Source organism: Sorangiineae bacterium MSr12523 (genome assembly GCA_037157775.1).
Taxonomy (GTDB): Bacteria; Myxococcota_A; Polyangia; order Polyangiales; family Polyangiaceae; genus Pendulispora; species Pendulispora brunnea.
In genome coordinates this window covers 3,621,861-3,646,584 of sequence record CP089982.1, presented here as the reverse complement: position 1 = coordinate 3,646,584, position 24,724 = coordinate 3,621,861, and the positions used below count along the sequence as shown (strand labels likewise).

The 24,724-nt window shown below is 66.9% G+C and carries 23 protein-coding genes; 16 read left to right on the top strand and 7 right to left on the bottom strand.

Going from position 1 to position 24,724, the window contains the following annotated elements; translation table 11 throughout:
* The first annotated feature begins 88 nt into the window (after positions 1 to 88).
* From LZC95_14710 to LZC95_14695, 4 genes are read left to right on the top strand one after another with little or no spacing between them, the layout of a single operon-like run.
* Positions 89 to 982: a transketolase gene (locus LZC95_14710; protein ID WXA98080.1), complete on the top strand. Its 894-nt coding sequence runs from the start codon at positions 89 to 91 to the stop codon at positions 980 to 982.
* Positions 979 to 1,914, top strand: a complete 936-nt coding sequence (locus LZC95_14705) for a transketolase family protein (protein WXA98079.1) — start codon at positions 979 to 981, stop codon at positions 1,912 to 1,914. Before LZC95_14710 ends, LZC95_14705 begins: the two co-directional genes overlap by 4 nt.
* On the top strand, positions 1,911 to 3,368 hold the full coding sequence (locus tag LZC95_14700; GenBank protein ID WXA98078.1) for a glycerol kinase: 1,458 nt from the start codon (positions 1,911 to 1,913) through the stop codon (positions 3,366 to 3,368). Before LZC95_14705 ends, LZC95_14700 begins: the two co-directional genes overlap by 4 nt.
* Positions 3,365 to 4,123 carry an SDR family oxidoreductase gene (locus tag LZC95_14695; protein ID WXA98077.1) on the top strand — a complete coding sequence of 253 codons (759 nt, stop codon included), beginning with the start codon at positions 3,365 to 3,367 and terminating at the stop codon, positions 4,121 to 4,123. The genes LZC95_14700 and LZC95_14695 overlap by 4 nt, the downstream gene beginning before the upstream one ends.
* 371 nt (positions 4,124 to 4,494) lie before the next feature.
* On the opposite strand, the gene LZC95_14690 is transcribed toward LZC95_14695, so the two are convergent.
* On the bottom strand, positions 4,495 to 5,085 hold the full coding sequence (locus LZC95_14690) for a DnaJ domain-containing protein (protein WXA98076.1): 591 nt from the start codon (positions 5,083 to 5,085) through the stop codon (positions 4,495 to 4,497).
* Between the two features lie 110 nt (positions 5,086 to 5,195).
* Here LZC95_14690 and LZC95_14685 point away from each other — a divergent pair, with 110 nt between their 5' ends.
* Genes LZC95_14685 through LZC95_14675 form a run of 3 tightly spaced genes read left to right on the top strand, consistent with a single transcriptional unit; the run spans position 5,196 to position 7,316 of the window.
* Positions 5,196 to 5,633, top strand: a complete 438-nt coding sequence (locus LZC95_14685; protein WXA98075.1) for a plastocyanin/azurin family copper-binding protein — start codon at positions 5,196 to 5,198, stop codon at positions 5,631 to 5,633.
* Positions 5,634 to 5,658: 25 nt separating this feature from the next.
* Positions 5,659 to 5,952, top strand: a complete 294-nt coding sequence (locus tag LZC95_14680) for a YciI family protein (protein ID WXA98074.1) — start codon at positions 5,659 to 5,661, stop codon at positions 5,950 to 5,952.
* A gap of 47 nt (positions 5,953 to 5,999) precedes the next feature.
* Positions 6,000 to 7,316 carry an iron-containing alcohol dehydrogenase gene (locus LZC95_14675; protein WXA98073.1) on the top strand — a complete coding sequence of 439 codons (1,317 nt, stop codon included), beginning with the start codon at positions 6,000 to 6,002 and terminating at the stop codon, positions 7,314 to 7,316.
* Here the strand turns inward: LZC95_14675 and LZC95_14670 are convergent.
* A complete protein-coding gene (locus tag LZC95_14670) occupies positions 7,270 to 8,496 on the bottom strand; it encodes an MFS transporter (GenBank protein WXA98072.1) in 1,227 nt (408 codons plus the stop codon). The two genes, LZC95_14675 and LZC95_14670, sit on opposite strands and share 47 nt — an antisense overlap.
* 73 nt (positions 8,497 to 8,569) lie before the next feature.
* Between LZC95_14670 and LZC95_14665 the strand changes: the two genes are divergently transcribed.
* Complete coding sequence (locus LZC95_14665; GenBank protein WXA98071.1) at positions 8,570 to 9,154, top strand: VOC family protein; 585 nt, start codon at positions 8,570 to 8,572, stop codon at positions 9,152 to 9,154.
* Positions 9,155 to 9,211: 57 nt separating this feature from the next.
* A complete protein-coding gene (locus LZC95_14660) occupies positions 9,212 to 9,553 on the top strand; it encodes a hypothetical protein (GenBank protein WXA98070.1) in 342 nt (113 codons plus the stop codon).
* Here the strand turns inward: LZC95_14660 and LZC95_14655 are convergent.
* Both LZC95_14655 and LZC95_14650 read right to left on the bottom strand, forming a co-directional pair.
* A complete protein-coding gene (locus LZC95_14655; protein ID WXA98069.1) occupies positions 9,550 to 11,415 on the bottom strand; it encodes a hypothetical protein in 1,866 nt (621 codons plus the stop codon). The genes LZC95_14660 and LZC95_14655 overlap by 4 nt on opposite strands.
* A gap of 28 nt (positions 11,416 to 11,443) precedes the next feature.
* Positions 11,444 to 12,475 (bottom strand): UDP-N-acetylmuramate dehydrogenase, encoded by a 1,032-nt coding sequence (locus LZC95_14650; protein WXA98068.1) that lies wholly within the window; start codon positions 12,473 to 12,475, stop codon positions 11,444 to 11,446.
* 31 nt (positions 12,476 to 12,506) lie between these two features.
* Here LZC95_14650 and hrpB point away from each other — a divergent pair, with 31 nt between their 5' ends.
* From hrpB to LZC95_14635, 3 genes are all read left to right on the top strand, one after another.
* On the top strand, positions 12,507 to 15,059 hold the full coding sequence (hrpB, locus tag LZC95_14645; protein WXA98067.1) for an ATP-dependent helicase HrpB: 2,553 nt from the start codon (positions 12,507 to 12,509) through the stop codon (positions 15,057 to 15,059).
* Between the two features lie 146 nt (positions 15,060 to 15,205).
* Positions 15,206 to 17,332: a protein kinase gene (locus LZC95_14640; protein WXA98066.1), complete on the top strand. Its 2,127-nt coding sequence runs from the start codon at positions 15,206 to 15,208 to the stop codon at positions 17,330 to 17,332.
* A 269-nt stretch (positions 17,333 to 17,601) separates the two neighbouring features.
* Positions 17,602 to 19,848, top strand: a complete 2,247-nt coding sequence (locus LZC95_14635; protein WXA98065.1) for a fused MFS/spermidine synthase — start codon at positions 17,602 to 17,604, stop codon at positions 19,846 to 19,848.
* A gap of 139 nt (positions 19,849 to 19,987) precedes the next feature.
* Here the strand turns inward: LZC95_14635 and LZC95_14630 are convergent, their stop codons facing one another.
* A complete protein-coding gene (locus LZC95_14630; protein WXA98064.1) occupies positions 19,988 to 20,440 on the bottom strand; it encodes a hypothetical protein in 453 nt (150 codons plus the stop codon).
* 55 nt (positions 20,441 to 20,495) lie between these two features.
* Positions 20,496 to 21,989 (bottom strand): amidohydrolase family protein, encoded by a 1,494-nt coding sequence (locus LZC95_14625; protein ID WXA98063.1) that lies wholly within the window; start codon positions 21,987 to 21,989, stop codon positions 20,496 to 20,498.
* A 203-nt stretch (positions 21,990 to 22,192) separates the two neighbouring features.
* On the opposite strand from LZC95_14625, the gene LZC95_14620 reads away from it, so the two are divergent.
* Positions 22,193 to 22,354, top strand: a complete 162-nt coding sequence (locus LZC95_14620; protein WXA98062.1) for a Flp family type IVb pilin — start codon at positions 22,193 to 22,195, stop codon at positions 22,352 to 22,354.
* Between the two features lie 40 nt (positions 22,355 to 22,394).
* Here LZC95_14620 and LZC95_14615 read toward each other — a convergent pair whose 3' ends face one another.
* Positions 22,395 to 23,072 (bottom strand): DsbA family oxidoreductase, encoded by a 678-nt coding sequence (locus tag LZC95_14615; GenBank protein WXA98061.1) that lies wholly within the window; start codon positions 23,070 to 23,072, stop codon positions 22,395 to 22,397.
* 218 nt (positions 23,073 to 23,290) lie between these two features.
* Here LZC95_14615 and LZC95_14610 point away from each other — a divergent pair, with 218 nt between their 5' ends.
* From LZC95_14610 to LZC95_14600, 3 genes are all read left to right on the top strand, one after another.
* The gene (locus LZC95_14610; GenBank protein ID WXA98060.1) at positions 23,291 to 23,452 is read left to right on the top strand and encodes a Flp family type IVb pilin; all 162 of its coding nucleotides are present in this window, start codon (positions 23,291 to 23,293) and stop codon (positions 23,450 to 23,452) included.
* Between the two features lie 101 nt (positions 23,453 to 23,553).
* Positions 23,554 to 24,357 (top strand): histidinol-phosphatase, encoded by an 804-nt coding sequence (gene hisN, locus LZC95_14605; GenBank protein WXA98059.1) that lies wholly within the window; start codon positions 23,554 to 23,556, stop codon positions 24,355 to 24,357.
* A gap of 172 nt (positions 24,358 to 24,529) precedes the next feature.
* Entirely contained in the window at positions 24,530 to 24,691 is a 162-nt protein-coding gene (locus LZC95_14600; protein WXA98058.1) for a Flp family type IVb pilin, read from the top strand.
* Positions 24,692 to 24,724: the final 33 nt, after the last annotated feature.

Sequence of the window (24,724 nt, the reverse complement as noted above, 5' to 3'; positions counted from 1 at the left end):
GTGCTCTTGACAGCAAGCCGCGCGTGCGGAAAGGTTGGAGTGATAATTCATTCGATATTGAATATATATTCAAACAACAAAGGTTCCCATGTTGAAACCCGATCCGGTCGCCATCGAAGCATGGCGAGCGCGGCGTGCGGCCCTGCTGGCGGCCAACGCTGCCGACCAGGAAATGTTGCTGCGGCAATCCTCGACCGAGCTGCGACGAACCGTGATCCGCATGGTGGAGCGCGCCGGGATGGGGCATCTCGGGGGTGATCTGTCGGTCATCGACATTCTGGCGACCTTGTTCGGGGCCGTGCTGCGCCTCGATCCGAACGACGCGCACTGGCCCGAGCGCGATCGGTTCATTCTGAGCAAGGGGCACTCGGCCGCGGCGCTCTACGCGACGTTGGCCGCGTGTGGCTACTTCGCGCCGGCGCAGCTCGAGACGTTCATGGCACCGCTGTCGGCACTGAATGGGCACCCGAATCGCACGAAGGTGCCGGGCGTGGAGACCAACACCGGGCCGCTCGGGCATGGGCTCCCCGTGGCCGTCGGATGCGCGCTGGCGGCGCGGATGCAGGGCTCGGCGCGGCGGACGTTCGTGGTGCTCGGCGACGGAGAGCTGCAAGAGGGCAGCAACTGGGAGGCGGCCATGGCGGCGGGCCATTACGAGCTGGCGAACCTCACGGCCATCGTCGATCGGAACCGGCTGCAGCAAGGCGCGAGCACGGAGGAGACGAACCGGCTCGATCCGCTGTCCGACAAGTGGCGCAGCTTCGGCTGGGAGGTGCGCGAGGTCGATGGGCACGATCACGTGGACCTGCTGCACGCCTTTCGGCACCTTCCACGCCGAGGCAAGCCGCTCACCGTGATTGCGCATACGGTGAAAGGCAAAGGCGTCTCCTTCATGGAGAACCGCGTGGAGTGGCACCACAAGGTGCCGACGGCCCCGCAAGTGATCGCCGCGCTCGAAGAGCTGCAGGAGACCGGCTCATGAGCGAGACGTACGACTGCCGGCAAGCCTTCGCCGAGGAGCTCCTCGCCCTGGCGCGGCGCGATGCGCGCATCGTGGCCGTGTGCAACGACTCCGTCGGCTCGAGCAACCTGGGCGGCTTCCGCGAGGAATTTCCCGATCGACTCATCAACGTGGGCATCGCCGAGCAGGACATGGTGGGCGTCGGCGCCGGACTGGCCAACGGCGGCTTCATCCCCTTCGTGTGCGCGGCCGCCCCGTTTCTCACGGGACGCGCGCTCGAGCAGATCAAGGCCGACGTTGCCTACAGCCAAGCACCGGTCATCCTATGCGGGATGAGCCCCGGTATGGCCTACGGCGAGCTCGGCCCGACGCACCACTCCATCGAAGATCTCTCCTGGCTGCGGGCCATTGCAAATCTGCCGGTGGTGGTGCCCGCCGACCCGATTCAAACGCGTGCGGCGGTGCGCTGGGCCGCGGGTCATACGGGCCCGGCGTACCTGCGCATCGGGCGCTTCAAGGTTCCCGTCACCACGCCGGCCCATGCGCCGTTCGAACCGGGGCGCGCCATCCGTCTCACCGATGGCGACGACGCCGCGGTCATCGCTGCCGGCACCATGGTGTCGCGCGCGCTGTCCGCCGCCGAGCACCTGCGCAAAGAAGGGGTGCACGCGCGGGTCATCGATATGCCGTTCATCGATCCCCTCGATGAAGGCGCTGTTTTGGAAGCGGCGCGCACCACGCGCGGCATCGTCACCGCGGAGGAGGGCACGGTAAGCGGGGGCCTCGGCGCCGCCGTCGCCAGCACGGTGGTGCAGCACTGCCCGGTGCGCATGCGCATCCTCGGCGTGCCGCACGTCTTCGCCCCCACGGGAAGCCCCGGCTTTCTGCTGGAGCACTTCGGACTTACCGCCGAGGGCATCGTGCGGGCCGTACGCGAGTTGTTGGCCGCATGAGCGACTTGGTCCTCGCCGTCGATCAAGGCACCAGCGCCACCAAAGCGCTGCTCGTGGGGCGCGATGGAAACGTGGTGGCACGCGCGTCGGTGAAGATTGGCGAAGCGCATCCCGCCCCGGGCTGGGTCGAGCAGTCGGCCGAGGAGATCCATCGCTCCGTGAAAGATGCCATCGAGGCGTGCTTGAACGGGCACGACGTGGAGCGCGTCGCCGCCGTGGGGCTGAGCACGCAGCGCGAGTCGTTGGTGCTCTGGGAGCGCGCGAGCGGCACGCCGCTGGGGCCGATGTTGAGCTGGCAGGACCAACGCACGGAGGCCGAGTGCACGCGGCTTCGCTCGGAGGGCGTGGCCGAGCAGGTGCGCGCGGTGAGCGGGTTGCCGCTCGACCCGATGTTTTCGGCCCTGAAGGCGCGCTGGCTGCTCGACCATTACGATCCCGCGCGAACGCGAAGCGCCCGCGGCGAGTTGCGACTCGGCACCGTGGACTCGTGGCTTCTCGGGCGCTGCGGCGCGCAGCACCTCATCGAGGTGGGCAATGCCGCGCGCACGCAGCTCCTCGATGTGCGCGCGCGCCGGTGGGATCCGACATTGCTCGACGTGTTCGGCGTTCCCATCGAGGTGCTGCCCGCGATTGCGCCGTCGCAAGGCCCCTTCCCTTCCGCCGGCGGTCTTCACCCGGCCCTGAACGAGGTGCCGATTGCGGCGGTGATGGGCGACTCGCACGCGGCCCTCTTTGGACATGCGGGATGGCGCCCCGGGCAGGTGAAGGCCACGTACGGCACGGGCTCGTCGGTGATGGGGCTCTTGCCCGAGGGTCACGCGGAGGTCCCCGGGGGCATGTGCCTCACCATCGCGTGGGACGCGGGCACGCCGGCGTATGCGCTCGAGGGAAACATCCGCGCCACGGGCGCGACATTGATGTGGCTTGCCAACTTTGCCGGCACCACGCCCGCGAAGCTCGCCGAGCTTGCCGCCACGGCACAGAGCGACGGCGTGCACATCGTGCCGGGCTTCACGGGACTCGGAGCACCTTGGTGGGACGGCTCCGCAACGGGCCTGCTCAGTGGCCTCACCTTGGGCACCGGCGTGGCGCAGGCCGCACGCGCCGCGTTCGAGTCCATCGCGTTCCAAGTCGAGGACGTCGTCGCCACGATGAACGACGTCACGACCTTGCTCGCGGATGGCGGGCCGGCCGCGAATCCCGTGTTGATGCAGCTTCAGGCCGACACGAGCGGCCGCATCGTGCAATGCGCCGAGAGCGTCGATCTCTCGGCCTTGGGCGCGGCGCACCTGGCCGGGCTCACGGCCGGAATTTGGTCCTGGTCCGATCTGGAAGAGATGCCGCGCGCCCGCCGGGTCTACACCCCGCGCGAAGCCGAAACGAGCCGCCGTGCGCGCCTCGCCGCGTGGCATCGGGCACTCGCGCGTTCGCGCTACCGCATGGAGGAGACATGAAAGACAAAGTCGTCGTGGTCACGGGTGCGGCACGAGGACTCGGCCGCGGGATCGCCGCACGCTTCGCGGCCGAGGGCGCGCAAGTACTGCTCGCCGATCGCGATCCGGCCGTGCGCGAGACAGCGCACGAGCTGGGCGCAGCCAGTGCGGTGGCCGACGTCACCTCGCCCGACGACGTGAATGCCCTTTTCGAGAAGGCGCGCACCGACTTGGGTGGTGTGGACGTACTCGTCAACAATGCGGGCATCATCACGATCCACCGCCTCGAGGATCTCACGCTCGCCGATTGGGAGCGCGTGCTCGCCGTCAACACCACGGGCACCTTTCTCTGCTGCCAGGCCGCGGCGAAGTGCATGCGCGCTCGAGGCGAGGGCGGGCGCATCCTCAACGCCGCCTCGGGCCAAGCGCGCCAAGGGTTCATCTACACACCGCACTACGCCGCCAGCAAATTCGGCGTGGTGGGCCTCACGCAGAGCCTCGCGAAGGAGCTGGCCAAGGACGGCATTACGGTCAACGCCTACTGCCCGGGCATCGTCAGCACGGAAATGTGGGACTACAACGACCGCGCCTGGGGCAAGCTGCTCGGCAACTACGCCCCCGGGGAGCTCATGGCCGAATGGGTCTCGCGCATCCCACTGGGCCGCGCCGGCACGACCGACGACGTAGCCAACCTGCTCCTCTTTCTCGCCTCCGACGCCGCCTCGTACATCACCGGCCAGACCATCAACGTCGACGGCGGCATGTTCATGAGCTAGCGCTAGGCCGCCCCACTGCCCGCCCCAAAGCGGCTGCTCATGCCATGCTTCCTCGCGTCCGCGGGACCGCTCCGGCACGGCCGACGATGTGGCCAACCTACGGGGCTTTCTCGCCTCAACATGCCTCATGCATCCCGGACAGACCTCAACGTGGGATGACGGCATATTCATGGCGGCGCGAACGGCGAGCCACCTGGAAGGTGGCGGACCGCCGGCTGGAAGCCGGCGCTCCATGCCCGAGCCGTCGCTAAAAATCCTAAAGCTAAAGTCGCTAAAGGTAGAATCGCTAAGCTAAAATCGCTGAAGAAGATGCTCTCGGCGCTCGGGCGACGAGGCGGTGCGCTCGGGCGACGAGGCGGTGCGCTCGGCGCTTAGGCGACGAGGCGCTGGTATGCCTGTGTGATGGCGGCGAAGCGCTGGGCGAGTGAGCGGCGTTCCGAGTCGGTGGCTTGCGGGTGCAAATCTGGATGGTATGTGCGCACCAGACGGCGATACGCCTGCTTGATGCTCGTCGCATCGGCGTATTGCGACAGACCGAGCAAGTGCAGCGCGGCGTGGCGCTCGGTCGAGACCTGCCGCGCAGGTTGAACCTGGCGGGTCGAGGCAGGCGGCGGCGTCTTCGAGGCATCGCGTGCACGGCGGCGGCCGCGCAGAAAGTCGGCCGGATCCAGAGGATCGTTTAGCTTGGTCGCGGGTGCACGCAGCGCCACACGAAAGCGAACTTGGGCATCGGCGATAGCCTCGAGCACGTTCAAGCGCTGCACCAGCTTTTGCCGCAGCCCGATGCCGGGAACGGACGCGCCGTCGATCTCGACGGCGATCACGCGGCCCTCGGTGAAGTGAATCCGATGGCTCCGCCCGCGATCTTCCGTGAGCTCGAGCGTGCCGCTCGCATGGGCGCGGTAGATCGTGCCCAGAAGATCGCCCAACGTCGTCGTGCGCAATCGGCCGGGCAGGAGCATTCGCTGCCGCATATCAGTTGCGGGCGTGCTTGGGCAAATTCTCTGCAGCCGCGAAAGCACAAGTAGAAAAGACCTTGACCCTGGCCTCTGCGGGGTCTCCATGATGAAGCATGAAAGCTATCCTTCCTCTCGCAGGCATCGTGCTCGCTTTGACGGCCAGCGCCTGTGGCAAGAGCACGCACGAACAAAACATCGCCTCGGTCGGTGACACGATGGCGTACGACCTTCAGGGCTTCACTGTGAAGACCGGCACCCAAGTGCACCTCGTGCTGAAGAACAACGGCACCACGCCGGCGATGACGCACAACTGGGTTCTGGTGAAGCCGGGAACGGAAGCCGCGGTCGCCACCGCCGGTATGGAAGCAGGCCAGGCCGCGGGCTACGTCCGGGCGAACGACGGAAACATCATCGCGCACACGCCCCTTTCCGCCCCCGGAAGCACCGTGGAAGTGACCTTCACCGCGCCGGCCCCCGGCATGTACCCGTACATCTGTACGTACCCGGGCCATTATCAGACGATGAAAGGCACCATGCAGGTCACCAATTGAGAGCAAACGCCCTATAAGCGATCGCATGTACGCCATCGCCCTCATTCGCTATCGCCAACCCCTCGAACGCGTTCAACAAGTCGTCGACCGGCACCGCGCCTATTGCAAGGTTCTGCAGGACAAGGGCATTTTGCTCGCGTCGGGTCCCTTCGATCCGCGATCGGGCGGTGCCCTTCTTCTGCGGGTGCCGGACGATGCCGTGCAGGCCACGTTGGACCAAGTCCGCGATGGCGATCCGTACGTCCTCGAGGGCATTGCGCAGTATGAGCTTTTGCCCTGGGCACCGGCCCTCGGCAAAGACAAGCTCGATTCGTTGTAGAGTCTCGCTCGAGCTTCGAACATCGCACTTCGAACGAGGAGGCCAGCATGGGATGCGGTCACTATTACGAGCCGACGGTCACGGGTGACACGGCCTTTGCCGTGGATGCCAACGCGGTGAAGTACGGGCCGGGTGTTCTGCGCGAAATCGGCGACGACGCGCAGGTGCTCGGCATGACGCGGGTCATGCTGCTGACCGACCGCGGCGTCGCCAAAACGAAGCACGTGGCCGTGGTGCGCGAGGCCCTGCAGCAGGCGGGCATCGACGTGGTCGTTTACGACGAGGTGGCCATCGAGCCGACGGATACCTCGTTCCTGGCCGCAGCCAAGGCCGCAACGGATGGCCAATTCGACGGCTATGTCGCGGTGGGCGGGGGCTCGGTCATCGACACCGCCAAGGCCGCGAACCTGTATGCGACCTACCCTGCCGATCTCCTCGAGTACGTGAATCCGCCCATCGGGCGCGGAAAGCCGGTGCCCGGCCCATTGAAGCCGCTCATCGCGTGCCCCACCACATCGGGCACCGGCTCGGAGTGCACGCCGATTGCCATATTCGACTATTCGGCCATGCACGCAAAGACGGGCATCGTCTCGCGGCGGATTCGGCCGACATTGGGCTTGGTGGATCCCGACGTCGCGTCGACGTTGCCGGCGATGGTGGTCGCGTGCAGCGGTTTCGACGTGCTCTCGCACGCGGTGGAGTCGTACACGGCCCTGCCTTACACCCGCCGCGCAAAGCCCGAAAAGCCGCGCCAGCGGCCCGCGTCGCAAGGCGCCAATCCGTACAGCGACGTGGCGTGCGCGGAGGCGATGCGCCTCACGGGCAAGTACATCGTGCGGGCGGTGAACGACCCGAACGACCACGAGGCGCGCGAACGCATGATGTTTGCGGCGACCTTGGCGGGCATCGGCTTTGGCAATGCCGGCTGTCACGCGCCGCACGGCATGTCGTACTCGGTGTCGGGGCTGGTGAAGAGCTTTCGCTCCGAGGGTTACCCGGAAAAGCCGCTGGTGCCGCACGGCATGTCGGTGGTGTTGAACTCGCCGGCCGTGTTCCGTTTCACCGCGCGCGCCTGTCCGGAGCGGCACCACGAGGCCGCGTCGATGCTCGGGGCCGCGCACTCAAACGATGCGAATGCCGCGTCGGAAGAAGAGGCGGGCCGGCTGCTCGCGGACACGATCCTCGGGCTCATGAAAGCGACGGGCATTCCCAACGGGCTCTCCGCCATCGGCTACGCGGAGGCGGACATCGCCGCGCTGGCCAAGGGTGCGTTTCCGCAGCATCGGCTGCTGAAGAATGCGCCGCGCGAGATCTCGCTCACGGATTTGGAAGGGATGTACCGCGACGCGCTCCGCTACTGGTAGCAGCGGTAGCGCGCGTGAGGGCCCACCAGAGCGCGGCACCGATGGGCGGCGCCACGGCTGCAACGGCGAAGGCCGTACCGTAGGCGCCGCGGTCGAAAAGCCGGCCGAGCTGCGGCATGATCACCGCGATGAGCGCGGACCATCCGCCCGCGCCGAGGCCGGCGATGTAGCCGGCGTGGCCCGTGGTGAAGGTCCCCGTGCCGTACGCAAGCGAGCCCACGACGAAGCCGGCCGCGATGAACATGGCGAAAAAGAGCCCCGCAAGGACGATGGCCGCGCTCTTGAACAGCGGCATGACCGCGAGCGGCAGGCTCAATACCCCGAGCAGCGCCATGAGCGGCACGAGGCGTTCGCGCGTACGGGCGCCACCGCGGTCGATGTAGTGGCCCCAGAAGAAGTAACCGATCTCCCAGCCGAGCGGCGGGATCCAGAGAACGCTGCCCAACGCGGCTTGGTCGTGCCCGAGGGCGCGGTTCAAATAGATGGGCGCCGCGTAGGTGACGAATCCGAGCGGAACGCCGCCGAAGCCGTACGACGCGACGAAGCCCCAGAGCCGCGGATCGCGCAAGCGCGGACGCTCCACGGGGGCGGGCTCGGGACGGGTGCGCACGCTTTCCGCGCGGCTCACGAAGCCCCAGAGAACGAGCCACGCCACGCCGATGGCGCCGGTGCAGAGAAACGCGGCGCGCCAGCCGAGGGCCAACGCCACGGGCGTGATGAGAATGGGCGTGAGCACGGCACCGAGCGAGCCGCCGCTGTACGCGACGGCGATGCCGCGCCCGCGCGAGCGCTCGGGCAAGGTTTGCGCGACGGTGCGCAATCCGCCGGGAAACGTGGCGCCCTCGCCGAATCCGAGCACCGCGCGCGCCGCCGCGAAGGCGAACAGCCCGCCGGCAATGGCATGCGACGTGGAGGCCGCGGTCCAAACCGCGACCGCCGCGGCCATGCCGAGGCGCACGCCGACGCGATCGAGGACGCGGCCCCAAAATGGGTTGCCGATCATGTACGCGAACGAGAACGCGGAGATGATCTGCCCGTACTGCTCCACGCTGAGATGCGTCTCACGCAGGATCGTCGGCGAGAGGATCGCCAGCGTGTTTCGGTCGATGTAGCTGATGAGGGACACCAGCATCATCGCGATGGCGGGGAACCATGCTTTTACGGCCGAAGCGTTACGCATGGCGGGAATCTGTCGTGCTCCTGACGTAGCCAACACGGCAGCCCGTAAGTAGAACCATGGACGAGGACGATGAATGAACCAGCTCGAAGTGGGAAAGAAAATCCGCCGCCTTCGTGAGAAGAAAGCGTGGACGCAGGAGCATTTGGCCCAAGCCGCGAGCATTTCGCTGCGCACCGTGCAACGGGCCGAGGAAGGAACGATGTCCGCGGAAACACTCGCCGCGGTGGCGGGTGCGTTCGACGTCGAAGTGACGGAGCTCACGCGGACGGAGCCTTCGTACCCGAGCGTCTGCCCGTTTCTGTATTACGCGAAGCCCGGATCGTTCGATTGGCTCGTGCGGGTTTTCGGCTTTTCGGTGCGCATGAAGATACCCGGACCCAATGATACGGTGGTCCACGGCGAACTGACGCTGGGCAATGGCCTGGTCATGGTGGGCTTGCCGTCGGAAAGCGACGATGCCAAGACGCCGGAGCAAGCCGGCTGCCGTACGCAGGGGCTTTACCTCATGGTCGACGACGCCGACGCGCACTGCGAACGCGCCCGCGGCGCCGGCGCGAAGATCGTCTCCGAGCCTCGGGAGGCCCATGGCCACCGCCGCTATGTCGCGGAAGACCCCGAAGGCCACCGCTGGATGTTCGCCTCGCCCATTTCGATCTGAGCACCACGGCTACCAACCCAGAGAGGAACGATACCGATGATTCGCGGAGTACATGCCATGTTCTATTCATCGAAGGCCGACGAGTTGCGCGCGTTTCTGCGTGACAAGCTGGCGCTCGGGCACACCGACGTGGGGGACGGATGGCTCATTTTCGATGTGCCGGAGGCCGAAGTTGCCTGTCATCCAACGGACGAACCGGGAAGCCCGCCGTCGGGAACGCACGATGTCTCGTTCTATTGCGACGACATCGCCAAAACGGTCCGCGAGCTGCAGGGTCGAGGGGTCGACTTTCTCGGGGCCATCGAAGATCGCGGCTACGGGCTGGTCACGCACTTCGTGATGCCGGGCAACGTGAAAGCGCAACTTTACGAACCGCGCTACAAGAAGGCGCAACGTTAGGGCGACGCCGTGTCCCACACGCCGACGAAGGCGCGACCGCCGCGCACGCAGGCGACGCGGGCACCATCGTCGCTGACGGTGCAGTCGCGAAGCTCGCCGTAGCCACCATCGAGCTCTTTGGCGCGGAACAATCGCGGCTTGCCGGCGCCGCGCACGACGATGCCTTGCACGGTGGGAACGGCCAGCGTTTTCCCGTTCGGGGAACGCGGTGAACCGGGCGGGCCCTGTTGATCGAGCGGCACCGAGAGGGCGCTGGCGCGCGCGTAGTCGGCGGCGATGAGGATCGGCTCGCCGGCTACGACGGCCTCGAGCCCCGCCGCGCCCCACGCGATGGGGATCACCGGTGCGGGCTCCCCCTTCCCTGCGGCGCAACGCGCGCTGAGCGGGGGCACCACCGGAAGGGCAATATCGTGCGGATCGGCATCGCCCGTGGGCGCGAGCGTCGCGTGAAGGGCGACGCCATCGCACGCGCTGTACGCCTCGATGAAGCGGTAGGTGCCGTCGGGCGAGACCACGCGCGAGCTCCAGGTGCGCACGTCGCCGGCTTCGGCCTCGTCGCCCTGCACCGGGTCGACGCGAACCACGCCCGCGAGGGTGCGGACCAGGAGCTTTCCGCTCGGTTCGAAGGCCAAGGCGCCCCAGCCCGGGCTCTTCGAGCGCTCGATCTGCGGGACGGCGGCCACGACGCGAAGGTTCGCATTGGTCGCCGGAGTCGCGGCTTGCGTGATCCACGCTTGCGCGTCGTTGGTGCGCGCAGGCGTGTGCGCCGCCGGCGCGCGTTGGGCGCGATCCAGCGCCGAGATGGCCCGCAGCGCATCGCCCATGACGGAGTACGCGCGCACCTCGGCCAGGCCGCCCTCCTCGAGGGCGCGGCTCGTTCCGCAGGAGACGCCGCTCATGCGCGGCGAACCGCCCTCGCTGCAGATGGAACCGTAGAGCGCGCGCAGTTGCCGCACGAAAATGGGGACGCCGGGCGCATCCTTCGCGCGCGCCGCACGCGTGGCCGCGTTGCTCGCGAGCACGCGAAGCGACGCGTCGGGCTCGGCGGGATCGCGGCTCATGCCCGCGGGCCGATCGAACCAGCGGAGCACGGCGCTCACCTTCGGCCCAGGCTCGAAGGGGGGCGCGCCACCCTCGAGGGTCACGCGCAAGGTCACGTCGTCGACGCCATCGTGATCGCGATCCGAGCCATCCGCCTCGACGCTCAACGTGGGCGCGCTCGGCGGATCGGCAATCGTCGTGGAGAAGAGCACGCGCGCCGGCGCCGCCAGTGACACGATGCCGAACCACCGCGGCGAACACCGGTTCGACAGCTCGATGACCACGGAGTGCGGTCCGATGAGCGCAAGCCGCTTCGCGCCCTCGCTCTTGTCTTTGTCCTTGTCCTTGTCGGCCTTGGGATCCGGTTTGGGCGCGCCCTCGCACGGTGCATTGCCCAAGGCCAGCGGCCCACCCACGGGCGCCGCCGTGGGAGGCTTACCCGGCGTCCCCTGGTAGAGCACCACCTGGGCCTTTTCGGGCGCCGTCGCCCCACGCACCACGGCCACTGCATCCTTGTTGCCGTCGCCGTCGAAGTCGCGCGTGAGGGCCGTGACGAAGATCATCTCGGGCGGCGCCGTGAGCACGAGACCCTCGAGCTCCCACTGCGATGTGTTCGGCGGCGCCACGATCCCGGGCTGCTCGGCGAACGTCACGCCGGCATCCGCCGTTTCCGCCGCACTGGCCGCACCGCCGGCATCCTCCGCCGGCGCAGCCGCGGTGCCCGCCTCGTCGATCGCATACGGCGTATAAGGCCGGTCACGGCCGCACTTGCAGCCACCAACCGCGCAGCAAAAGGCCAAAGAAAGTGCCCAACGACGCATGGTGTGGCTGTCTAACACATCTGACACGTCATAGCGCGCAGCCGACCATGATTGGCTCGGCCGACAGTTCGACGCCAAAGCGCGATTGGACGGTGTCGCGGACCTCGCGGGCGAGGGCCAAAAGCTCGCGTGTGCTGCCATTTCCGCGGTGAACGAGTGCAAGGGCGTGCTTACGGGAGATGCTCACACCACCGCGGCCGTACCCTTTGGTGAAGCCGGCGCGCTCGATGAGCCATGCGGCGGGCACCTTCACCGTGCCGTCGGGCATGGGAAAGCGCGGGACGGTTGCGCCCGCGGTGCTTTCGATGTGCGCGACGGCGGCGGGATCGACGATGGGGTTCACGAAAAAGGAACCGGCGCTCACGCTTTCCGGATCGCTCGCATCGAGGATCATGCCCTTGGCACCGCGCAGGCGAAGCACGACGTCGCGCACCTGGCGAAGCGGGGCGCGCTCTCCTTCGGCGATGCCCAAGGCGCGCGAAAGCTCGGCATAGCGAATGGGCATGCTCTGCGTATCGCGCGGGAAGGCAAAAGCGACCTGCACGACAATGTAGCGCGATTGCCCGCGAAAACGGCTGCTGCGGTATGCGAAGGCGCAGTCTTCGTTCGCGATCCACGACACCGTGCCCTTGGTGCGATCGAGCACGCGCACGCGGGAGATGGTCTCGCTCACCTCCTGCCCGTAGGCGCCCACGTTCTGCATCGGGGTCGCGCCCACCGAGCCCGGGATGCCCGAGAGGCACTCGACCCCGCGCCATCCCTCGTCGACGGCGCGTGCGACCAAACCATCCCAATTGGCGCCCGCGTCGACGGTTACCTCGTCGGGAGAAACCTCGACGGCGTCGAAGGCCAACTTGAGTACGGTGCCGGCGAATCCCTCATCGGCGACCACCAGGTTGCTGCCGCCGCCGAGCACGAGCACCGGCTCGCCGCGCGCATCGAGATCGCGCACGGCGGTCGCGAGCTCGTCCACGCTTTCGATTTCCAACAGACGCGCCGCCGGTCCTCCCAGGCGCAGGGTGGTATGCCCCGCGAGCGGGACATTCTGCTTTTGTCGCATCCTCGAGCACACTATACACAAACGCTTGCCCGTGCATTCGCTTCCCACGCTTCCAATCGACCCACTTTTGCCCGAGATCGTGCGGACCCTCGACGAGGAGTCGAGCCTCGTTCTCGAGGCGCCACCCGGCGCCGGTAAGACGACGCGCGTTCCACGGGCGCTTCTCGAACACCCGTCGCCTCGCTCGCCCACCTCTCTCGCGTCGGGCGGGGAGATCATCGTGCTGGAACCGCGCCGGCTGGCGGCAAGGCTCGCGGCGCGGCGCGTGGCCGAGGAGCTCGGTGAGACGGCGGGCGAAACCGTAGGCTACCAGGTGCGGTTCGAGGACGTGACGGGCCCGAAAACGCGCCTTCGCTTCGTCACCGAGGCCATCCTCACGCGGCGCTTCGTGCGCGATCCCGAGCTCGCCGGCGTGGGCGCGGTGGTGCTCGACGAATTTCACGAGCGCCATCTCCACGGCGACGTGGCGCTCGCTTACCTGCGGCACCTGCAGCGGACCTCGCGGCCGGATCTGCGCCTGGTGCTCATGTCCGCCACGTTGGATGCGGAGCCCGCGGCGCGGTTCCTCGGCTGCAAATCGCTTCGCTCGGAGGGAAAGCGGTTCGATGTGCGCATCGAGCACGCCACCGGCGCCGACGATCGGCCACTGGAGCTGCAGGTTGCCTCCGCCATCCGGGCCCTCCCGATGGACGGCGACGCGCTGGTGTTCCTCCCCGGCGCGCGCGAGATCCGGCGGGCGCAAGAAGCGCTGGAAAAGCTGGCGGCGGAGCGCGGGTTGCTCGTGCTGCCGCTCCACGGCGATCTCTCGCCGGCGGAGCAAGATCGGGCGATTCGTCCGGCGGATCGGCCCAAGGTGATCCTCGCGACCAACGTGGCCGAGTCCTCGGTGACCATCGACGGCGTGGTGGCGGTCATCGACAGTGGCCTCGCGCGCGTGATGGGCCACGATCCCTGGTCGGGGCTGCCGCGGCTGCGCATCGAAAAAGTAAGCCGCGCATCCGCCACGCAGCGCGCGGGGCGTGCCGGACGAACGCGCCCCGGCGTGTGCGTGCGGCTTTACACGAAGATCGACTTCGAACGCCGCCCCGAGCATCAACCGCCCGAGATTGCGCGGCTCGATCTGGCGGAGCTTTTGCTCGAGTTGCGCGCGCGAAAGGTCGACCGCGATCTGACGTGGCTCGATGCACCGCCGCCGGCGGCGCTGGCCTCGGCGGAGGAGCTGCTCACGCGCCTGGGTGCCTTCGATGCAAAGGGCGATGTGACGCCCATTGGCCATCGCATGCTGCGCTTTCCCCTTCATCCGCGAACCGCACGTCTCCTCGTGGAGGCCGAGGAGCGCGGCGTTTTCGACGACGCCACGGTGCTCGCCGCGCTCTTGGGCGAGCGCGATGTGCGCACGGCCGGGCGCGCCCGTTTCGATCGCGGGTTCGGTCGCGATCCGGCCCACGACGTTGCGACCGAGGATTCGGATCTTTTGCAGATGCGCGACCTCTTTCGCGAGGCCCAAGAGACGCGCTTCGCGCCGAACATCGTGCGCGCCATCGGGCTCGATCCGGGCGCCACGTTCGCCGTGGATCGCGCGCACAAACAGCTGCGGCGCATCGGCCGGCCGAAGAAGAGCGAGCCCGGAGGTGCGTCGCTCGCGACGCCCGACTTTCAACGCAGAACTGACACCGATTTGCTGAAGTGCGTGCTCGCCGGCTACCCCGATCGCGTTGCCCGGCGCGTGCGCGGAAGGACGCTGGCCATGTCCGGCGGAGGCCGCGCGGAGCTCTCCGAGGCGAGCGTCGTGCGCGATGCCCCGTGGCTCGTCGCCGTCGATGCGGACGACAAGTCCGTGCGCATCGCCAGCGCCATCGAGCCGGATTGGCTCATCGAGTTCTTCGCCGATCGCATCGTCGAGAGCACCCGCACGACCTTCGTGCGCGCCTCGGAGCGCGTCGAGTCGGTGAGCTCGATGAGCTATGAAGGCCTTGTTCTCGATGAATCGCCGGCCAATCGGCCGGACGACACAAAGGCGGCTGAGCTACTTGCCGAAGCCGTGCTCGCCGATGGCATGGCCAGCCTGGCGCGATTCGCTCCCGAGGGGGCGCTCGATGCGTGGGTGGCGCGCGCCCGTTTCGCCCAGACCGTCGATGCCTCCATCCCGCGGGTGGACGATGCGTTCCTGCGCCAGGTCTTGCTCGCGCAGTGCGCGGGGCGACGCAGTTTTGCTGAGCTGCGTGCGACATCGTTCGTGGATGCCATCCAGACACACCTGGGCCCGGGTCCCACGGCGCGCATCTTCGCACTCGCCCCCGAGCGCATCACGTTGGCGGCAGGAAGAAGCGTCAAAATTCACTACGAGCCGGAAAAACCCCCGCACATCGCCTCGCGCCTCCAAGACTTCTTCGGCATGAACGAAACGCCGCGCGTGGGTGGCGGGAAGGTCCCCCTCGTCGTTCATCTCCTCGCGCCCAACCAGCGCGCCGTACAGGTGACAAGCGACCTCAAGGGCTTTTGGGAGCGGCATTACCCCTCGATCCGCAAGGAGCTTTCTCGGAAATATCCGAAGCACGCGTGGCCGGAACGGCCCGAGAGCTGATAGAAAAGGAAGACTCAAGGAGAACCGACTCGATTTCAGCTTTTTGCCCACAGCACTCCGTCAAGTAGGCGAACGAAGCGAAAGAAAACGAAGCAGCGGCCGAATAAGAGTCAGGGGGACGGTGGTGGAGCAGAGCAGGCGCACGGATGACCGATAACTTCGAATACCCCAGCGGGATTCTCATTCCTGGAACCAAGTACAAGGTCATTCGCCGCCTCGGCGCGGGCGGAATGGGCACCGTTTACGAGGTCGAGGACACCAACATCGAGAAGCGGTACGTGCTCAAGACCCTGCACGCATCGCTGTCCTCTCGGGCGGATTTGGCCGAGCGCATGCGCCGTGAGGCACGGGCCCTCGCGCGGCTCGAGCACCGCAACATCGTCCAGGTCATCACGGCGGACGTCACCGCTGACTCGCTGCGTCTCACCTACCTGGTGATGGAAAAGCTCAACGGGCACACGCTCCGCACGGTGCTCGACAACAAGACGCGACTCAACGTCGACACGGCGTGCCGTCTCTGCATCGACCTTCTCAACGCGCTGTACCATGCGCACGAAAACCGCATCATCCACCGCGACGTGAAGCCGGAGAACATCTTCCTCCACCGCGACGCGGACGGCACCACGGTCACCAAGCTGCTCGACTTCGGCATCATGACCGAGGCCGATCCCGAGACGCACACGCAGACCGGGCACAATCGCTTCATCGGCACCCTGCGTTACGCCGCGCCGGAGCAGCTCTCGGGGCGCCCCATCACGGCGCAGACGGACATTTATGCGGCGGGGCTTTGCCTCTACGAGATCATCACCGGCTACGGGCCCTTCGACGATCTGTCGTCCACCGCGGAAATTGCGCATGCGCACCTCAACACGGTCGCGCCGCCCATCGCGAGGCACGTCCGCGTGCCGCGGCAGCTGGAAGACATCGTGCGCCGTGCGCTGGCGAAGGATCCGGCGGATCGGCAGCATGACGCCTTCACCTTCGCCGCCGAGTTGAATCGGTTCCGCAAGTCGCAGCAAGGCGCGCTGGAGATGGCGCCGCTCTCGCAGGTCGAGACGGTGAACGATCCGTTCCATCTCTCCACGGATCCGGGCGCACAACAGCGTGGCCCGGGCATCAGCGGAGCGTCGTTCTCGCGGCCTGCGAGTGGAGGAGCGAGTCCGCCGCCGGCGGGTGCGCCCCTCATCGTGGGCGGCGCGCCGCCGTATCCTTCTGCGCTTGCAGGTGCGGCCCCCAAAGCGGGGCCTGGGGCAGGTGCGGCCCCCGCGATGCAGCCTTCTCCGCAGCCGCTTCGCAGCTCGGAGGGCGGCAGCGGTGTGCGCGCGTCCGGGCACGGCACGGGCGATTATCCGCAGCCGCAAGCCTACTCGGCATCTGGCGGGGCTGGCGGTTCGATTCCCGGGGCCGGATCCTCGGGCGCGGGACCGGTGCGCCCTCCCTCCGCCGGCCTGGCGGATGCGGCGACCCAGTTCGACGAGGGCAATGGCTCCGGCGGGGGTGCGTTTCCGCCCGCCGCGGGGGAGACGCACGAGAATGCCGCGGCCTCGCCGATGACCATCGGTGGGCCCACCCCCGTGCCTGCGGCAAGCTTCCGCGGCCCGCCGTCGCCGCATCCCGCAAGCGGTGCTTCCGTCGATCGCAACGCGCCCACGGGGACGTACGCACCGCCGGGCGTGCCCGACGTGCAGCGAAGTGGCACGGCCATCATGAGCTCCGTCGATGCGCCGTCCGATCCGGGGCACCCGAGGACGCTCACGTTGCCGCAGCCAAACCACCCAGGCCAGGCCGGCCAGGGAAGCCTCGCCCATTCGGGCATGCCGGCGAATCCGTCGTATGCAACGGGGCCTCACGATGCCGGTCGCCTGGCGACGCAGGGGGCCAAGCGAGGGCTCGGGCCCGTGATTTGGATCGTCGTCGCCGGCTCGGCGATTGGTGCGGTCCTCGCCATCGGCGGCATCTACCAGCTCACTGCCCGCAACCCGAAGCCGCCGCCGGAGACGACGGTGACCGCGACGGCACCGGCGCCCTCCGCGCTTGCGGCATCGGCCACGACGGCTCCGGAGCCCGCGAAGACCACGGGCGCCATCGAGAACGTCGGCACCGTCGATGCGGGTGCGCCGGCGGCACCATCGGTCTCCGCCAGCTCCGCCAGCTCCGCCACCTCTGCGCCTCCGGCCGAAGAACGGTCGCATCGCCATCGCGATACGCCGCGTCCTTCGGGTGGCGGCGGCTCGGCCACCCCGACGAAAAAGCTTCCGGGCTCGGGGCTGTAGTCACCGAAACCCACGCCGGGTGTCCGGCTGGATGGTCGAATGGTTCCGCGCACATAGCCGCAGAGACCATGTCGATCCACCATGGCGCACGCGCCGTTCATGCGGCGCGCGCGAATGGCCAACACGCCGAACGCCCGGTTGTCGATCACGCGTCCGAGAAATCACGAAGCGCGAATCGGACGCGGCGGATGGATGCCAGAGCAACGGATTTTGACACTGAGAATTGCGCGCGCCCACGGTGACGGCATGCCCCTGGCTAAGGCGCGTGCATGGACCCTCGGCACTCGAAGCGCGGGCTCCGCTTCGCCCTTGCTCTGTTTGCCAGCGCGTTTCTGCTCTTCTCCATCGAGCCCATGGTCGCCAAGTCCATCACGCCGTTGCTCGGCGGGACGCCGGCCGTGTGGATCTCCTGCATGCTCTTCTTCCAGGCGCTGCTGCTCGCTGGATACATGTATGTACATGCATCCCTGGGCTGGCTCGGTGCCCGGAAGCAGGCGCTCGTCCAGCTCGTTTTGATAGGACTGCCCCTGCTCGCATTGCCGGCGGTGGTCGACTCGGAGCAGGTGCGCAGCTGGAACCACGACACGAACCCGACCTTCTCCGTTCTCATCTTGCTCGCGCGCACGGTGGGGCCGGCGTTCGCCATTCTTTCGATGAGCGGCCCGCTGCTTCAAGGCTGGTTCGCCGCGCTGCCGCCGTCGGATCCCTCGCATCCCACCAAACGCGCCGGGCGCGATCCCTATGTGCTCTACGCCGCCAGCAACGCGGGAAGCGTGGTGGCACTGGCGGCCTATCCCTTCGTCATCGAGCCATTCGTCGGATTGAGGCGCCAATTCGCCGTTTGGCACAATGGGTATTTCGCCTTCGTCGTGTTGGTGGCCATGTCGGCCCTGCCGCTGCTCATGCCGCGCCGGCCGGGTGATCCGGAGCCTGCGCCATCGACCCCGCGGCCCGATGAGACGCCGTCGGAGCGGAGGCAGCGCGTCCGCTGGCGCTCGCGGCTCACGTGGGCTGCCCTCGCGTTCGTGCCGTCCACGTACATGATGGGGGTCACCACGTTCATCACCACCGACGTGGCACCAATTCCGCTCTTTTGGGTGCTGCCGCTCTTGCTCTATTTGGTGACGTTCATCCTCGTCTTCGCCAACCGGCAGCTCTTCAGCGATGCGGTTCTCGACCGCGCCATCGTCATCGGGCTCACGCTGTCGGTGGCGGCCAGCGTTCTCGGCGGGGCGTGGTCGACCATTTTGGTGCATCTTGCAACCTTCTTCTTCGTCGCGCTCTTTTGCCATGTGCGGCTCGTCCGACTGCGCCCGGATGCGAGCGAGCTGACGGACTTCTTCCTCTGGCTCTCCATCGGCGGTGCCCTCGGCGGGCTTCTCAATGGGGTCGTCGCACCGACGTTCTTCTCGCGCGCCATGGAGTTCCCCATCGCCTTGGTGCTCGCCGCGCTCTGCCGCGTCGTCGCCAAAAAGAAGGAACCGTCGGCGCGCGCACGGCTGCTCGATGCGGTCATCCCCATCGGCATCGGGGCGCTCCTCTTCGCCGTCCTCTACTTCGGCGAGAAGCGCGACCTCACCGATTCACCCCTCTACGTGCTCGCCGTGGCCATTCCGTTCGTCCTCAATTACGCCTCGCGCATTCACGTCCCGCGCTTTGCGTTGGGCATCGGGGCCATCCTGCTCGCGACCGGCCTGCACACCGGGGCTATGTCTGGGCTTCTGTACATCGACCGCAACTTCTTCGGCGTCATCCGCGTCGCCGAAAACAAAGGCTTCCACGTCTTTTCGAGCGGCAACATCATCCACGGCATCCAGTTCACCGCCCCCGAGCGACGGCGCGATCCCCTCGCCTACTACCATCGCCGCGGACCGCTGGGTGACGTGTTCCAGGCTTACGGCGATCGGCTCCATTCCGTCGGCGTCGTCGGCCTCGGCGCGGGAACCATGGCGGCGTACGCCAAGCCCGAGCAAACCTGGACCTTCTACGAGATCAACCCCGCCGTCGTGCGCGTCGCCCAGACGCCGAGCCTCTTCACGTATCTGTCCGACGCGTTCCCCAACAATCGCGGGCTGCGCGTCGAGGTGGGCGATGCACGCCTGCGCATCGAGGAGGCGGCGGATGCGTCGTTCTCGCTCATCGTGCTCGATGCCTTCAGCTCCGATGCCGTCCCGGTTCACTTGCTCACGCGCGAGGCCATCGATTTGTACAAGCGCAAACTCGAGCCCGATGGGCTTCTCGCGTTCCACATTTCGAATCGTTTTTTGCGACTCGGCCCCGTAATGGCCAATGTCGCGGGCGATCGCGCGCTGCACCTGGTGGGCAAGAGCCTTCTGTCGCCGAGCAAAGAGCTGCTCGACGACGGGCTCCAGCCCTCCACCTGGCTCGTGATGTCCGAGAACGCCGCGACGCTCGAGCCGCTCGTCCAGCGCGGGTACCAGGAGGTCCACGCGAAGGAGGGCATGCGCGTCTGGACCGACGATTACTCGGACATCATCGGCGCGTACCGGCTTTAGGCTTTACAGCATCGACGTATCCGTCTCCACGCCGAGAAGGATACGTCCGGCGTGGGGACAGCTCCGAAACGGCCTTCGCTGCACTACGTGCGCGAGTCAGAAGATTGATGTCGATCGACATCATTACAACGTATCACGTTCAGCGGCAGTACGAGGCGGGCGGCTGGCACTCGTCACGGCACGACGAGCACGTGTAGTTGCGCTCGCAATTCAGCAAATTGACATACAGCTGCTGACCCTGCGGATCACCCGCAGCCTGGTTGATGTAATTCTGCGCGCACACCAGATCGTAGTCGTAGCAGTACGCAAGGATCGTTTGCTGAAGGTTCAGGCAGGTCGTGCTCTGATTGCAGTACGTCTGTTGCACATTGCACATGGGCTGAACGCAGGCCTGGCAAGCGAACGGATCGTAAGGCCCTGCATCGCCAGCATCGCTGTAGCCGCCATCGGGAAAAGGATTGCCCGTCGGCCCATTGTAGCGACGCGGTTTCATGAACTCGTCGCACGCGGCCGCGGTGATGCCCAAGATGAAGATGGCAGCGCCCAGCGCGAGCACACTCCGCGCGCGACGGCCGTTCTGCAAAGTTAACATGCGTTCAAGTATTGTGGGTGAGCCCCCGGTGTCGAGTTAAGTAGCCGCGCACGGCTTACATTCCTCGTTCCGGTCGCTTGTAGATTTTGCCGGCACGCATCACGAACGCAACGTGCTCGGTCTGCTTGATGTCCTTGAGCGGATTGCCCGGCACCGCGACCACGTCGGCGAGCTTGCCCTTTTCGAGGGATCCCGTTTGCGCGGAAATGCCGAGCAAGGTCGCGTTGACCGATGTCGCGGCGCGAAGTGCTGCGGCGGGGCTCATGCCGCCTTCGGTCATCAGGGCGAACTCCTGCGCGTTGATGCCGTGCGGCGACACGCCCGAGTCGGTGCCGAAGCCCACGATGACGCCGGCGCGCATGGCATCTTTGAACATCTGCGCATGGGCTGCAAACGCGGCCTTCGCCTTGGCCTGAATCGGCGGAGGGAACTTGTCCAACTTGCCGCCGGTGTACGCGCCGGCGAGGAACGTGGGCACGAGCACGGTGCCCTTGGATTTCATCAACGCCAGGGTGGGCGGCTTCAAGAACGAGGCGTGCTCGATGGAGTCGACGCCCGCGGTGACCGCGAGCTTGGCGGCGCTGTCGCCGTGGCAGTGCGCTGCGACCTTCTTGCCGAGGCGATGCGCTTCCTCGACGATCGCGCGCAGCTCCTCCAGCGTGAGCTGCGGTGTATCGACGGCGTCCGCGAGTGACAAGACGCCGCCCGAGGCCATGACTTTGATGAGATCGGCCCCGTACTTCACCTGCTCGCGAACGGCCGCGCGGCATGATTCGGGGCCGTTGCAGATGCCTTCGTAAACACCGAGCTCCTTGATGCGCGCCGGCGGATACGGATCTTGATCCGCGTGACCGCCCGTCGCGCCGATGGGGTGCACGGCGACGAGCATGCGCGGGCCCGGGGTGAGGCCCGCTTCGATGGCGTTGCGAACGCCCACGTCGAGAAGTTCCTCGGCGCCGAGATCGCGGATGGTGGTGAAGCCTGCATCGAGAAGCTTCTTCGCCGAGGCCCCCGCGTAAAACGCTTGCTCGGCCGGGAAGCGGTGCAGGAACTGGTAGCTGTCGCGGTAAAAGTTGTCGCTCGCCTCGGCGGTGACGTGCGTGTGCGCATCGATGAAACCGGGCAGCAAGGTGCTGTCCCCGAGATCGATCTGCTCGGCGTCACCCGGCGCGGTCACCGTCTTTCCCACTTGCGTGATGAGCCCATTTTCCACGAGCAGGGCCACGCCCCCTTCGACGACGCGGTCGGCCTTTCCATCGAAGAGGCGCGCGGCGCGGAGCACGATGGCGCGCTGCTTGGGCAAGGTCGAGAGATCGACCGGTGCGGCGGCGGCCACCGGCGGGGCTTGCGCCACGGTGTCCTGGGCGCCCGTGCCCGTGGTGGACGGGCCGTGCGCGGACGGTGTGGAGGGCGCCGGGGAAGCGCCTCCGCAACCGGACGCGAAAAACGCGGCAAACGCGGCAAACGCGGCAAACGCGAACGGTGCGGACGAGAGGACGCCGAGGAGGGCCGCACGTGAACGAGAGGACAAGACGGTGAAAGGGCGCATCGGGTGCGACGATAGGCCCATTTTGGATCGTCGATTACCCCCCAATGAACGGAGGTGGGTCCACGTCTGGAGGGCCTGCGGGGGCATTTTTCTCGAGAATCCCGCGCAGAAGGGCTTGGCACGGAGTGTGTACTAGGTGCCCTCCGAAGCACGCAGCACCCGCAGTACCCCCCTAAAAAACGACGATAACCAGGAGAATTCCTATGAACAAAGACATCATGCAGCTGGTCAAGGACGAGAAGGGTGCAACCGCCATCGAGTACGGCCTGCTCCTCGTTGCCATTCTCCTGATCGTCGCCGGCGCCTACAAGAAGCTCGGCAAGGCCGTCAAAGGCGCTGCGAACGACGCCAAGGGCGAGTTCTGATCGCTTCCTAAGAAAGACTTTGCCAAACGGCGGCGAAGGCTCATGGGCCTTCGGCGCCGTTTGCCTTTTGTGCGGGTGCACGCGCGCGGTCGATGGCCGCGCGCAGAACCTCGACGGCTTGCGCGCCCGAGACGGCGAGCCTTCCGTCGAAGACGAAGAACGGGACGCCGTTGATGCCGCCGTCGCTGGCGTTGCGGGCCTCTTGGTGCGTGAGCGTTCGCTCCTCCGGATCGCGGACGAGGCGCACGGCTTCGTCGGCGTCGAATCCGTGGCGGGTGGCGATGCTGGCCAAGGTGTCGATGTCGCTGATGTTCCGCGCCTCGACGAAGTGCGCCTCGAAGAGCGCTCGCGCAAAAGCGCGTTGCGTTCCCTTGGGCGCGGCGTGGCGGAGCAAGGTGTGGGCGCCCTCCGTGCGGTAGATCTTCGTCTGCTTCGACAGATCGAGGACGAGGCCACTCTCGCGGGCCGCCGCCTCGACGGTCGCGAAGGCGCGCTCGGGCTCGACACCGTACTTGCGGCGCAGACGGTCGCGGATGCTCTCCCCTTCCGGCGGAATGGTGGGGTCGAGCATGAACGTGCGGTAATTCACCACCACGTCCTCCTCCGAGGCGAGCACTTGGTCGAGCCGATGCGAGCCGATGAAGCACCAGGGGCAGACGATGTCGGAGAATAGGTCGATCTCGAGTTGGGCCATGATGTCCGCGGATCTGCGTCCCATGCGCGATCCGCGCAAGGCACACCGAAGTAACCGCGCTCGTTGATTTGCCGTTCAATGAACGGATGTCCGTCCAGCCTTTTCGGGCTTTCGCATGCACATTTCCCGGGGATTTCGCGCGCGGATGCCTGGCACGGAGCGTGTAATAGCTATTCTCCGAAGCACGCAGCACCCGCAGCACCTACCCCCCCTAAAAAACGACGACAACCAGGAGAATTCCTATGAACAAAGACATCATGCAGCTGGTCAAGGACGAGAAGGGTGCAACCGCCATCGAATACGGCCTCCTCCTCGTTGCAATTCTCCTGATCGTCGCCGGCGCCTACAAGAAGCTCGGCAAGGCCGTCAAGGGCGCTGCGAACGACGCGAAGGGCGAGTTCTGATGGACCGCTGGCCTCTGGCCGGCTAGAGCAGGGCTCGTTTGAAGCTTAGCGGCGGCGAAGGATTTCCCTTCGCCGCCGTTTCGTTTTGTACCATCGCGCGCATGACTTCCTATGCAAGCGATCTCGATCTCGCATTGCGCTTGGCCGATGCGGCCGACGCGGTGACCCGTACCCGTTTTCGCGCATCCGATTTGCGCGTGGAGCGCAAGCCCGATCGGACGCCGGTCACCGATGCCGATCTGGCGGTGGAAGACGCCGTTCGGGCCCTGATCGGCAAGGAGCGGCCCGATGATGCGGTTGCGGGCGAGGAGCGCGGCGGCAGCATTGGCGAAGGTCGAACCTGGGTGCTCGACCCCATCGATGGGACGAAGAACTTTCTGCGCGGCGTGCCCGCGTGGGCCACGTTGATCGCGCTGCTCGACGGCGGGCGCGCCGTGGTGGGCGTGGTGAGCGCCCCTGCCCTCGGCCAGCGCTGGTGGGCTTCGTTGGGCGACGGCGCCTGGACGCGCAAGCAGACCGACGAGAAGCGCGAGCCGCGCAAGCTCTCCGTCTCGGCGGTGGGGGCGCTGTCGGATGCGTACCTGTCGACGACGCACCTCAATTCGTGGGTGGAGTTCCACTCGCGCGAGAAGTACCTGGCCCTGGTCGATGCCGTCTGGGAGACGCGCGCCTTCGGGGACTTCTGGCAGCACTGCCTGGTCGCCGAAGGGGCCATCGATCTTGCCGCGGAGGCCATCGTGAATCCGTGGGACGTGGCGCCGCTCAAGGTCATCGTCGAGGAAGCCGGGGGAGCGTTCTCGGATCTATCGGGTGCCAACCGCCTGGGCGGCTCGGTGTTGACGTCGAACGGCCGCCTTCACGACGCCGCGCTCGCGATTCTTGGATCCTCGCCGACCCCCCAATGAACGGGGCGCGGTTCACGGCGGGTGGGGTGGGATAGGCGATTTTCCTCGAAGATCGCGCGCGGGACGGCCTCCGATGGGCTGGCACGGAGCGTGTACTAAGGGCCGCCGAAGCACGCAGCACCCCGCAGTACCTACCCCCCCCTAAAAAACGACGATAACCAGGAGAATTCCTATGAACAAAGACATCATGCAGCTGGTCAAGGACGAGAAGGGTGCAACCGCCATCGAATACGGCCTCCTCCTCGTTGCCATTCTCCTGATCGTCGCTGGCGCCTACAAGAAGCTCGGCAAGGCCGTCAAGGGTGCGGCGAACGACGCGAAGGGCGAGTTCTGATCATCTAGGCTTTTCGCTTCACATGCGCACGGC